Source organism: Mycobacterium pseudokansasii (genome assembly GCF_900566075.1).
Lineage (GTDB): Bacteria > Actinomycetota > Actinomycetes > Mycobacteriales > Mycobacteriaceae > Mycobacterium > Mycobacterium pseudokansasii.
In genome coordinates this window covers 2,746,476-2,759,550 of record NZ_UPHU01000001.1, presented here as the reverse complement: position 1 = coordinate 2,759,550, position 13,075 = coordinate 2,746,476, and the positions used below count along the sequence as shown (strand labels likewise).

Genomic DNA, 13,075 nt, shown 5'->3' with positions numbered 1-13,075 from the left:
CCCGGATTGCCCGAAAACAGCCGACTTTCTGCACTTCGGACAAAAAATTTTTGTACGTTGGCACGATTTTTCCACGGGCCGAAGATCAACGGGCTACCCTGTGGTGCACTAGCAGAATTGAGGATGCCCGGCCGTTGCGGACCGAGATGTTGGGGGGCTGAGTCGACGTGCGATGCCCCCGGACCGGGCGCCTGAACACCACCGAAAAGAGGTGGCTGGACTTGAATAGAACCGCTGCCGATCCAGCCACTTTCGTCAGCCCACCCGGCCAATTGTCGGCGGTGCGCTGGGCGGCGTTGTCGAGGCTCGAACGGGTGGCCACCGAGTTCATTTACCACCGCCGCGATGCGGATCGATTCGACGGGCTTTATCGGCCGGTGAACCGCTGTGGCGTGGAAAGGTGTCGCGACTGATGAGCGATTCGGAAGCAGCCCGCCCCGGGGGAATTTTCGACCGACTCGGCCAATTGGTCGTTCGGGCGCCGGCGCTGGTCATTGCATTCTGGATTGCGCTGGCAGCGCTGCTCGCTGTGACTTTCCCGCCGCTGATGGAAGTAGCCGGTAGGGCCGGCGGAGACGCCTTGCCCGACGATGCCCCGACGATGGTCACCGGCAAAGAGATGGGCAAGGCCTTCGGCGACAGCGGCAAAGGCTCGCAGTTGTTGGTGATCCTGACCGACGAAAACGGGCTCAGCCCCGCCGACTTAGAGACTTATCACACGCTGGTCGACAGGCTGCACCAGGCAGACCTGTCGGTTCAGGACTTCATTAGCACGCCCGGCTTGCACGACGTCTTGTCCAGCAAGGACAACAAAGCCTGGAACGTGCCGGTGATGTTCCAGACCGACCCGCAGGACCCAGCCACCATCGCGGGGTACAACAAGGCCCGGGAGATCGTTAGCCAGACCCTCGCCGGTTCGACACTGACCGCCAATTATGCCGGCGGTCTGGTCACCATGTCCGACCTCACCGCCATCGGTCAGGAAGACGCACATCTGATCGAAATCGGCACCGCGGTCAGCGTGCTCATCATCCTGCTGATCATCTACCGAAACGTGGTCACCATGTTGGTGCCGCTGGCCACCATCGGTATCTCCATGGGGACGGCCCAAGGCACGTTGTCCGCGCTGGCAACAATCGGCCTGGACGTGCAAACGCAGACGATCATTTTCATGAGCGCGGTAATGATCGGTGCCGGAACGGATTATGCCGTCTTTCTGATCAGCCGATATCACGACTACGTGCGGCAGGGCTTGGCTTCGGACCTGGCTGTCCAGAGAGCGTTGATGTCGATCGGCAAAGTCATCGCGGCGTCGGCGGCGACCGTGGCGGTCACGTTCATCGTGATGGTCTTCTGCAAATTGCCGGTCTTTTCGACGGTGGGCCCGGCGATTTCGGTATCGATCGTCGTCAGCTTCGTGGCTGCGGTGAGCCTGCTGCCCGCCATTCTGGTGCTGATCGGGCGACGCGGCTGGATCAAGCCACGGCGCGACCTCACCCATCGCTTCTGGCGGCGCACGGGAACCCGCATCGTGCGCCGGCCCCGGATCCATCTGGTCGCCAGTCTCGTGGTGCTGGCAGTCCTGGCGGGATCCAGCTTCTTGGTGCGCTTCAACTACGACGATCTCAAGGCGTTACCGTCCGACGTCACGAGCGTCGCCGGATACGAGGCCATGAGTCGCCATTTCCCGCAGAACATGATGACGCCGATGATGCTTTTCATTAAGTCACCGCGTGACCTGCGGAACCCGAGCGCGCTCGCCGATCTCGAGATGATGTCGCACCGGATCAGCCAACTGCCCGACATCACGGCGATACGCGGTTTGACCCGGCCCAACGGCGAACCGCTGCAGCAGACGAAGGTGTCGTATCAGGCCGGCGAGGTGGGCGGCAAACTCGATGAGGCCGGGGATGCAATCAGGGACCACGGCAGCGACTTGGATAGGCTGGTCAACGGCTCCAACGATTTGGCCGGCGCCCTGGCTCAGGTGCGCGACCAGGTCACTCAAGCCGTCGGCAGCGCCGGCACGCTGGTCAGCGTGCTTACCACGATGAAGCAACTAATGGGCGGCGACAAGACGCTCAACGACCTCGACAGGACGGCCAAGCTGGTCGGCCGCATGCGGGCGCTCGGCGACGCCCTCAGCGCGAACATGGTCGATGTAGCGAATACCGTCGCCTGGGCCAGTCCGCTGCTGAAGGCGTTGAACTCCAGTCCGACCTGCAATGCCGACCCGGCCTGTGCGGCCTCGCGGAGCCAGTTGCAGGCGCTGGTCCAAGCACAGACCAGCGGCACCCTCAACAGCATCACCGATCTGGCTCGCAGCCTGCAGCAAACCAAAGAGGTGCAGACTGTCAGCCAGACGATCGACAAGCTGCAGCAAAACCTGAACCAAGCAGTCAGCACGTTGCGGTCTATCGACGGACTGCAGAACCGGCTGAATCAGATGCAGCAGGGCGCCAACGCCCTCGCACAAGGTAGCCGTGCGGTCGCCGACGGCGTCGCAGCCCTGGTCGACCAGACCAAGAAGATGGGCACCGGACTCGACGAGGCATCGTCCTTCCTGCTGGGCCTCAAGCACGACGCCGAACGACCGTCGATGGCCGGCTTCAATGTCCCGCCGCAGGTGCTGGCCGCCGACGAGTTCAAGAAGGCCGCGCAGATTTTCATATCCAGCGACGGGCACGCTGCACGGTACCTCATCCAAAGCTCGCTCAATCCGTTCACCACCCAAGCCATGGACCAGGTGAATACCATCCTGTCGGCAGCGCGGTCCTCACAACCGAATACCGAGTTGTCGGACGCGACGATATCGCTGGCAGGCATTCCGACCGGGCTGGCAGATACTCGGGACTATTACAATAGCGACATCAATTTCATCGTGTTGGCCACGATCGTTATCGTCTTTTTGATCCTGGTCATGCTCCTACGAGCGATTATTGCGCCCCTATACCTCATCGGTTCCGTGCTTGTTTCCTTTTTTGCAGCCCTGGGCCTCGGTGTCATCGTTTTCCAGCTGATACTCGGCAAAGAATTGCATTGGAGCCTGCCCGGGCTGTCATTCATTCTGTTGGTTGCGGTTGGCGCCGACTACAACATGCTGCTGATCTCGCGTATCCGTGACGAATCACCCCATGGTGTGCGGGTCGGCGTTATTCGCACAGTCGGCTCGACGGGCGGTGTGATCACGTCCGCCGGCCTCATTTTCGCCGCTTCGATGTTCGGCCTGCTGGCCGCCACCATCAGCACCATGGTGGAAGCCGGATTCATTATCGGCGCCGGGATCTTGATCGACACCTTCATCGTTCGCACCGTCACGGTGCCAGCGTTGGCTGCGCTGATTGGCCAGGCTAACTGGTGGCCGTCGAAGCTCGCTGCGTCCAGTAAGAAGCAGCGGTCCAGCCGTCGCACTACGGCGCGCGGCCACGCCCAACCCGCCCGGGCAAGGGCCGTCCCCACTCGTAAGACCGGCGGTGTGACGCGCCCACCGTCGAAGGTTCGTGCCGTTCCAGCCGGCGATACGCCTCGAGCCGTGCGCCGCCGTCCCGCCAAAGATGTGCCGCTGCGGAAGTTGGATTTCCCCATCACGAGCAACGGCAAAGATCCGTTCGCCGATCTCGGCGAGCACGCGCTTCCGCTATTCGGTTCCATTGCGCTGCACGCCAAGACGGCCACATCAAACGGGCACGAATCAGACGTCACCGCTGGCGACGGCGACCGCATCCAACACTCCCTGCCGCTGTTCGGCCCCATCGACCTGCCGGCCTTGATGACCAACGGCAACGGCCACACCAACGGCAACGGCCACACCAACGGCAACGGCCACACCAACGGCAACGGCCACACCAACGGCAACGGCCACACCAACGGCAACGGCCACACCAACGGCAACGGCCACACCAACGGCAACGGCCACACCAACAGCAACGGCCACACCAACGGCAACGGCAACGGCAACGGCAACGGCAACGGCAACGGCAAGCAACCCGTCGACACGGGAAGCACCCTCCCCGATAGGTCAGCGATCACCTAACGCTCTGCTGATGGTCCGCCGTCGACATGAGGACGGCGATCGGGTTCTATCTGACTCCCTGCTCGCCCGAAGCCTTCAAAGCTCGGCGGATTGATCAAACGTCGCGGCGAACTCAAAGCCCTGGTCGCGGTCGCCCGCTCCACCCTGGTCATCGTCCGACACCTGCTGGTCAACCCGGCCACCCGCTTCTATGACCTCGTCCCCGACTACTACACCAGCCGCATCGCCACCCAACGACGACTACGCAACTACGGCGCACAACTCGCGGCCATGGGATACCGAGTCACACTCGAGCCCGCCGCCTAAACCGCAAACCCACACCAATACAGCTACCCGGCTCCGCAAGCTCCGCCAGGTCGCCTTCAGCCTGCCCACTCACCTTGAGGATTTTCCGGTCGGTCGGGTCTGGCGCAGCCCAACGAACGCGAAAGATTTAAGCGTCTAGGCGGGTGAACTCGTCGTGCCGATACAGCTCGACACATTGCGCTCGTCTGATCTTGCCGCTTGTGGTTATCGGAATCGAGCCGGGTGAGACCAGAACCAGATCCGCCACGCTCAGGCCGTGCGACTTCGAAATTGCCGATGTCACTTCCCGTTTGACGACCTGTAACCTGTCGGCCAAATCCTCATCCGTGTCCGGGCGCTTCTTGAGTTCGATGATTGCGACCAGCTTCTCAGCGCCACGGTCCGGAACCGCTATTGCCGCGCATCGACCCGGAATGACCTCCTGGATCGTTGCCTCGATGTCGTCTGGAGAGTGATTGCGGCCGTACACGATCAAGAGATCTTTGATACGGCCGATGATGAACAACTCTCCCTCGAAGTAGAAGCCAGAATCACCAGTCCTGAGCCAGGGACCCTCCGGGGTGCCGGCCGAAGGGTTGACGATGCGCGCCTGGAAGGTGCGCTCGGACTCCACAGGCTTCTGCCAGTAGCCGGCGCCCACGTTGGGTCCGTGCAGCCAGATCTCGCCGACCGCTCCCTCCGGGCACTCCACACCGGTGTCGGGGTCGACGATTCGCACCGTCATCTGCCGCGGGCTGCCATAGCTCACCAGCCCGGTACCGGTTCCGGGTGCGCACCGCTCCGCCTCACCCGCGGGCAGTTTCGCGGAATCGAAATACACGACTTTGGGTGGTTCGCCCGGTTCACGAGTCGCGATATAGACAGTTGCCTCGGCCATCCCATATGACGGCCGGACCGCCACGGGATCAAGGTTGAATTTAGCGAACCGGTCGGTGAAGCGCTTCACCGTGACGGGCTGCACCCGCTCGCTGCCGCTGAGGACATGCAGCACTTCCCCGAGATCGAAACCGTTCATATCGTCGTCGGACGTCTTGCGCGCTACCAGGTCGAAGGCGAAATTTGGCGCTGCCGTGAATACCCGGCCACTACTCGCCATCAATTGCATCCACCGAGCCGGTCTCTGCAAAAACCCCGCTGGACTCGTCAGGACCACGGGAATGCCCGCGAGAATGGGAATGATAATTCCAACAAAAAAACCCATATCGTGATAAAACGGCAGCCAGGACACCACACCACTGCCGGGCGGGGGAACCTTCCCGTACTTCCCGTAGTAGCCGTCCATGATCTGCCCGAAATTGACGAACAAATTCTTATTCGAGACCGCAACCCCGGCCGGCGTCCGGGTGGACCCGGAGGTGTACTGCAAATACAGCGCATCCGGCATCTCTGCGCTACGAGAGCCCGGCCGGACCGGCGAAGCCGGCCGAGAGTCCAGGTCCAGTAAATCGATTTCGACAACTGCGGGCGCAGATTGTCCGGGTTGCGGCTTCGCGTACCCAGAAACATGATCGCTCACCGAGGAAGTTGTCAGGATGACCGAGGGTGACGTATCAGCCAGCACGGAAGTGGTGCGCTCGTCATGAACGCCGGAATAAGGAACCGAAAGCGGAACGGCGGTCAGCCCGGCCTCGAGCGCCCCGAGGAATCCGGCGATGTAGTCAAGGGTCTGCGGCGCAAGTATCACTGCCCGATCGCCGGGCGATCCGCATTGCCTGAGGCGCTGACCTACATTGAGCATGCGCCGATGCAGCTGCGCCCACGTCAGCGTCTCCGGGACACCTTCCCAATCCTGCTCGTAATCAATGAATGTCATCGCTGTGTCGTTGGGCTGCAAGCTCGCACGCTCGCGCAGCACAGCGGGAATCGAAGACTCAACCACGCGCCTTACACTACCTCGGATGCGCTTGGCCGGTGCCAAATCTGCTCGTCACAGGGGTAACACGAGGATTATCCGCCGCAGGGCCGGCCGCACGGGTCCCACCGGCTCGGGGTTGCGATCGCGCTCAGGCCATACCGTCTGCCACCTCCGTGGCTCTCGGTGTGAATGCACCACAGCGGCGGTCCACCTCGGCATGCCCGGGGGGGAGGGCGCATATATATCGTCGTCAACCCGTGGGACTGGCGGCGAGCCGAGCAAAGCGCCCGCATACTGCTTTTTGCGGACATCCGGCGTCACTCTTAAGCCGTCGACCTGCTCTTTCTCCCCTATTCGACAGATTTTTTTGTACGTACGCACAGTTTTCCCACATTGGCGAAGCTAAGGGGCTACGCTGCTGTTCACCTGACTAGTTGAGTCGGATGCGATCAGGGGGATCATGGCGCGGTGCGCGATGCGCCGGCATCGACAGCCCGGATCGATATTCGATGAAGTCTCCTTGAGACAGGGGGAAAAGAAGAGGTGACGGCGGTGAACGAACCAGGTGTGACTCCGGTGGCTGTGATCGGGATGGCATGCCGGCTTCCCGGAGGAGTCGACTCCCCGAGAAAGCTGTGGGAGGCGTTGTTACGGGGAGACGACACGGTCACCGAAGTTCCCGCTGACCGCTGGGACGCCGACGAATACTACGACCCCGAGCCCGGCGTGCCCGGCCGGACCGTCTGCAAGTGGGGTTCCTTCCTGGACAACGTCGGCGACTTCGATCCCGAGTTCTTCGGGATCACCGAAAAAGAAGCGACTGCGATCGACCCGCAACACCGCTTACTTCTGGAAACCGCATGGGAGGCCATGGAACACGCCGGTCTGACACCGGAAAAGATGGCCGAGTCGCTCACCGGCGTCTTCGTCGGTCTCAATCACGGCGACTACCAGTTCGTGCACATCGACGCGGAGGCCTTCGACGGGCCGTACGGCAACACCGGAACCAACTCCTGCTTTGCGTCGGGACGCATTTCCTATGCTCTGCGGTTGCACGGGCCCGCGGTCACGGTGGACACCGCATGCTCGTCCAGCTTGTTCGCAACCCATCTGGCCTGCCGCAGCCTCAGCGACGGCGAAAGCGATCTGGCCTTTGCGGCAGGCGTCTACGTGATGATGGAACCGCGCAGGTTCGCCTCGGCGTCGGCGCAGAATATGTTGTCGCCCACCGGACATTGCCACGCATTCGACGCCGCGGCGGACGGGTTCGTGTCCGGCGAGGGTTCGGTGGTGCTGTTGCTCAAGCGGTTGCCGGACGCACTGCGCGACGGCGATCGGGTCCTGGCCGTCGTGCGCGGAACGGCCGCCAACCAGGACGGCCACACGGTAAGCATCGCGACGCCGTCGGTGCAAGCCCAATCGATGGTGTATCGCGCGGCGCTGGCCACGGCGGGAGTGGAGCCGGGCAGCGTCGGGTTGGTCGAGGCGCACGGCACCGGCACCCCGGTGGGTGACCCCATCGAATACGAAAGTCTGGCCGAGGTGTACGGCATCGACCGGCCCTGCGCGCTGACATCGGCAAAACCCAATTTCGGACACACCCAAGCGGCCGCCGGGGCGCTCGGGCTGATGAAGGCAATTCTCGCACTGCAGCACGGTGTGATTCCGCGGAACCTGCACTTCACCCGCCTGCCGGACGATATGGCCCGAATCAGCACCAAACTCTTTGTGCCGCAGGAGATCACGCCGTGGCCTACGAACGGTGAGCAGGTACGACGGGCGGCGGTGTCGTCGTACGGGATATCCGGGACCAACGTGCACGCCATCGTCGAGCAGGCGCCCGAGGTCACTGCACACGACGACGTGCCGGCTGCCCCAGCCGTCGGCGGCGAGCTGATCTTCCCGCTGTCGGCGACCTCAGCCGACGCATTGCGGCAGACCGCTGGGCGGCTCGCGGACTGGGTCGATGCGCAGGCCCCGGAATGGTCGGCCTCGGATCTGGCCTACACCCTGGCCCGTCGGCGCAGTCATCGCCCGGTGCGGACGGCGGTGCTGGCCGGCAGTGCCGCGGAGCTGTCCGCGGCCTTGCGCGAGATTGCCGACGACGAGACCCCGTATCAAGCCGCCGTCGGGCAGGACGACCGGGGCCCGGTGTGGGTGTTCTCCGGCCAAGGCTCGCAGTGGGCGGCGATGGGCGCCGACCTGCTCGCCAACGAACCGGTCTTCGCGGCGACCATCGCGGAGCTGGAGCCGTTGATCGCACAGGAGTCCGGATTCTCGGTGACCGAAGCGATGACCGCACCGGAGACCGTGGCCGGGATCGACCGTGTGCAGCCGACTCTGTTCGCCATGCAGGTGGCGCTGGCCGCCACCATGAAGTCCTACGGGGTTCGCCCCGGCGCGGTCATCGGGCACTCCCTCGGAGAATCGGCGGCGGCCGTCGCGGCGGGCGCGCTGTCACTTCAAGACGGGGCGAAGGTCATCTGCCGCCGTTCCCGGCTGATGACGCGCATCTCCGGTTCCGGAGCCATGGCATCGGTGGAACTGCCTGCCCAGCAAGTGCTTTCGGAACTGATGGCTCGCGGCGTCAACGACGTCGTGGTCGCGGTCGTGGCTTCGCCGCAGTCCACGGTGATCGGCGGGGCCACCGAGGCCGTTCGCGAACTCGTCACGGCATGGGAGCAGCGCGAAGTGATGGCCCGCGAGGTGGCCGTCGACGTCGCGTCGCACTCCCCGCAGGTGGACCCGATCCTTGACGACCTGTACGAGATACTGGCCGACCTCGAGCCGCTGACACCGGAGGTGCCCTACTATTCCGCGACGCTGTTCGACCCGCGCGAGGAGCCGTACTGCGATGCCAATTATTGGGTGGACAATTTGCGCCACACGGTGCGCTTCGGCGCGGCCGTGCAAGCGGCACTCGAGGACGGCTACCGGGTTTTCGCCGAACTGGCGCCGCATCCACTGCTGACCCGTGCCGTCGAAAAGACGGCCGAGAGCCTCGACATACCGGTGGCAGCATTGGCCGGTATGCGGCGCGAACAGCCGTTGCCACACGGGCTGCGCGGTCTGCTGGCAGATCTGCACAGCGCGGGGGCCGCGGTGGACTTCGCCGTTCTCTTTCCCGCCGGGCAGCTGGTGGAAGCGCCGCTGCCGACATGGACGCACCGATCGTTGCTGTTGAACCGCGCCGGTCACGACCACCAGGGCCAAGGCGGCTCGTCGGTGGTCGTGCACCCGCTGCTGGGCGCGCATGTGCGGCTGCCGGAGGAACCGGAGCGGCACGTGTGGCAGACCGATGTCGGCACCGAGGCGCTGCCCTGGTTGGCTGATCACCAAATCCACAGTGCCCCCGCACTTCCGGGAGCAGCATATTGTGAGATGGCGCTGGCGGCAGCCCGCACCATCCTCGGCGAGGCGTCCGAAGTCCGCGACATGCGCTTCGAGCAGATGCTGCTGCTGGACGAAGAAACCCCGTTGTCGGCGGTCGGATCGGTGAAATCACCCGGTGTCGTCGACTTCGTGGTCGAGACATTCCAGGAGGGCGGGTCAATCCGGCGCGGCGCGGCGGTGCTGCACGTCGCCGAAGACGAGTACCAGCCACCCGCCTACGACATCCCCGCCTTGTTGGCCGACCACCTGCGCACCGAGGAGGGGACCGAACTACGGGAACGGTTCGACGAACATGGCGTGCAATACGGTCCCGCCTTCACCGGACTGGGCGCCGCGCACATTGCCGACGGGGCCGTCAGCACGGTGCTGGCCGAGGTCTCGCTGCCCGGTGCGATGCGGTCTCAGCAGCGGGCTTATGCGATCCACCCCGCCCTGTTGGATGCCTGTTTCCAGGCCGTCGGCGCTCACCCCGACGTCCAGGTCGCGGGCAACGGTGGTCTGATGTTGCCGTTGGGTGTGGGCCGGATCCGTGCCTACGCCTCCACGCGCAATGCCCACTACTGCTATGCGCGGGTGACAAACGTCGACGCGGCCGGGGTCGACGCGGACCTCGACGTACTCGACGAGCACGGGACCGTGCTGGTGGCCGTGCGTGGGTTACGGCTCGGCACAGGGGTTTCCGAGCAAGGCAACCGGGATCGCGTACTCGGCGAGCGGCTGCTGACCATCGAATGGCAGCAGCGTGAGCTGCCCGAGCTGGACCTCGCCGACGCCGGAACGTGGCTGCTGATCAGCACCACCGACCTTGCGGACCTAGTGGCGACCGAGTTGACCGACACGTTGAAGTCGCACGGCGCGCAGTGCGCAACGATGAGCTGGCCAGAACACACCGACCATGCCGGTGTCGCCGAGCGGCTGCGAAACCAGCTCAATGCCGGCGGTTTTCACAATGTGGTCATCCTGACCGCGCCGGACAGCGGCGACCGCGACGAGAAGAGCGCGGTCCGCGGCGTCGAGTGCGTCCGGCACCTGGTGCGCATCACCCGCGAGCTACCGGAAATCATGGGCGAGGCGCCCCGCTTGTATGTGGTCACCCGTAACGCACAGACCGTACTCGCCGCAGACAGCCCCAACCTCGAGCAGGCCGGGCTGCGAGGTCTGTTGCGGGTCGTCGGTGCCGAGCATCCGCACCTGCACACCACCCACATCGATGTCGACGAGCACACCCAGGCCGAGCACGTCGCGCACCAACTGCTGTCCGGCTCGGAAGAAGACGAGACCGCCTGGCGAAACGACGAGTGGTACACCGCACGCTTGTCGCCCGCGCCATTGCGTCCCGAAGAGCGCAAGACGGCTGTGGTGAATCACGGATCCGCAGGCATGCGCCTGCAGATCCGTACTCCGGGTGATCTACAGACCATGGAATTCGTCGCCTTCGACCGGGTTACACCGGGGCCCGGCGAGATCGAAGTCGCCGTCAGCGCGTCCAGCATCAACTTCGCCGATGTTCTGGTCACATTCGGTCGCTACAACTCGCCGGATGGCCGGATGCCGGAGCTGGGCACCGATTTCGCGGGTGTGGTAACGGCTGTGGGGCCCGACGTCACGACGCACCAGGTCGGTGATCATGTCGGCGGCATGTCACCCCGCGGCTGCTGGGCGACGTTTGTCACCTGCGACGCGAACCTGGCCACGCCGATTCCGCAGGGCCTGACCGACGCCCAGGCCGCGGCGGTAACCACCGCGCACGCCACTGCCTGGTACGGGCTGCATGACCTGGCCCGGATCAAAGCGGGTGACAAGGTGCTCATCCACTCCGGAACCGGCGGGGTGGGCCAGGCCGCGATCGCGATGGCCCGTGCGGCCGGAGCCGAGATCTATGCCACCGCGGGCAGCCCCAAGCGCCGGCAATTGTTGCGTGACATGGGGATTGAACATGTCTACGACTCGCGCAGCATCGACTTCGCCGAGGAGATCCGCCGTGACACCGACGGCTACGGCGTCGACATCGTGCTCAACTCGCTGACCGGCGCAGCGCAGCGCGCCGGGCTGGAATTGCTTTCCTGGGGTGGACGTTTCATCGAGATCGGCAAGCGCGACATCTACGGCGACACCAAGATGGGGCTGTTCCCGTTCCGGCGCAACCTGTCCTTCTACGGTGTCGACCTGGGGATGATGTCGCTCACCCACCCGCAGTACATCCGCGAGCTGTTGAGCACGGTGTACCGGCTGACCGCCGACGGCACGCTGCCGATGCCGGAGAGCACGCATTACCCGTTGGCCGATGCGGCCACCGCGATCCGGGTGATGGGTGCCGCCGACCACACCGGCAAGCTCATCCTCGATATCCCGCGTGCCGGAAGCAGTAGCGTGGTGTTGCCGCCGGAGCAGGTGCCTGTATTCCGTGGCGACGGCTCCTACATCATCACCGGTGGCCTGGGTGGGCTGGGGCTATTCCTGGCCGAGAAGATGGCCACCGCCGGCGCGGGCCGGATTGTCCTCAGCTCCAGGTCCGCACCCAGCCAAAAAGCCTTAGAGACAATCGAACTCATCCGTTCGATCGGATCCGATGTCGTGGTGGAGTGCGCCGACATCGGTCAGGGCGGCACCGCGGAGCGGTTGGTGGCCAATGCAACCGCCACCGGACTCCCGTTGCGCGGTGTGCTCCACGCGGCTGCCGTGGTCGAGGACGCCACCCTGACCAACATCAGCGACGAGCTGCTCGACCGGGACTGGGCGCCCAAGGTGTACGGCGCCTGGCATCTGCACCAGGCCACCGTCGATCAGCCGCTGGACTGGTTCTGCTCGTTCTCGTCGGCGGCGGCCATGCTGGGCTCACCGGGCCAGGGCGCCTACGCCGCGGCCAACAGTTGGTTGGATGCCTTCACGCATTGGCGACAGTTGCAGGGCTTGCCGACCATCGCGATCGCCTGGGGTGCGTGGGCCGAGATTGGACGGGCCATCGCATTGGCAGAAAGCACCGACGCCGCGATCGCTCCCGAGGAGGGCGCCTACGCGTTCGAGGCGATGCTTCGCCACGACCGTGCCTACACCGGCTACTCCCCCACCGTCGGAGTGCCGTGGGTGGCCGCTTTTGCCGAGCGAAGCAAGTTCGCCGAGGCGTTCAAGGCATCCGAGCAAGGACGTTCGGGCTCAAGCAAATTCCGCAACGAGCTGGCTTCGGTGCCGGTGGACGAATGGCCGGGCCTGCTGCGGCGTCTGGTCTCCGAGCAGGTCAGCCTCATCCTGCGGCGCACCATCGATCCGGACCGTCAACTGTCCGAGTACGGACTGGATTCGCTGGGCAACCTGGAACTGCGCACCCGTGTCCAGTCCGAAACCGGGATACGGATCAGCTCCACCGACATCACCACGGTGCGGGGTTTGGCCGACCACCTGTTCGCACAGTTGGCCCCGGAAGAAGCCACCACGTCTTCGTGACACCGCTGAGAAGTACTGCGGCCCAGGGTAGTTCGTCCTGCGAGGTG

The 13,075-nt window shown here is 64.4% G+C and carries 5 protein-coding genes; 4 read left to right on the top strand and 1 reads right to left on the bottom strand.

The features are described 5' to 3' along the window. Nucleotides 1–221: 221 nt before the first annotated feature. The 3 genes from EET10_RS12665 to EET10_RS12655 all read left to right on the top strand — a co-directional run bounded on the left by EET10_RS12665 (nt 222) and on the right by EET10_RS12655 (nt 4,339). Entirely contained in the window at nt 222–413 is a 192-nt protein-coding gene (locus EET10_RS12665) for a hypothetical protein (RefSeq protein ID WP_136622937.1), read from the top strand. Next, nucleotides 413–4,033, top strand: a complete 3,621-nt coding sequence (locus EET10_RS12660; RefSeq protein ID WP_122502781.1) for an MMPL/RND family transporter — start codon at nt 413–415, stop codon at nt 4,031–4,033. Before EET10_RS12665 ends, EET10_RS12660 begins: the two co-directional genes overlap by 1 nt. Before the next feature lie 90 nt (nt 4,034–4,123). Next, nucleotides 4,124–4,339 carry a hypothetical protein gene (locus tag EET10_RS12655; protein ID WP_051490357.1) on the top strand — a complete coding sequence of 72 codons (216 nt, stop codon included), beginning with the start codon at nt 4,124–4,126 and terminating at the stop codon, nt 4,337–4,339. A gap of 127 nt (nt 4,340–4,466) precedes the next feature. Here the strand turns inward: EET10_RS12655 and EET10_RS12650 are convergent, their stop codons facing one another. Continuing rightward, a complete protein-coding gene (locus tag EET10_RS12650) occupies nt 4,467–6,218 on the bottom strand; it encodes an AMP-binding protein (protein ID WP_122502191.1) in 1,752 nt (583 codons plus the stop codon). Between the two features lie 519 nt (nt 6,219–6,737). Here EET10_RS12650 and pks2 point away from each other — a divergent pair. Next, a complete protein-coding gene (gene pks2 / locus EET10_RS12645) occupies nt 6,738–13,028 on the top strand; it encodes a sulfolipid-1 biosynthesis phthioceranic/hydroxyphthioceranic acid synthase (RefSeq protein WP_281280022.1) in 6,291 nt (2,096 codons plus the stop codon). Nucleotides 13,029–13,075 lie beyond the last annotated feature (47 nt).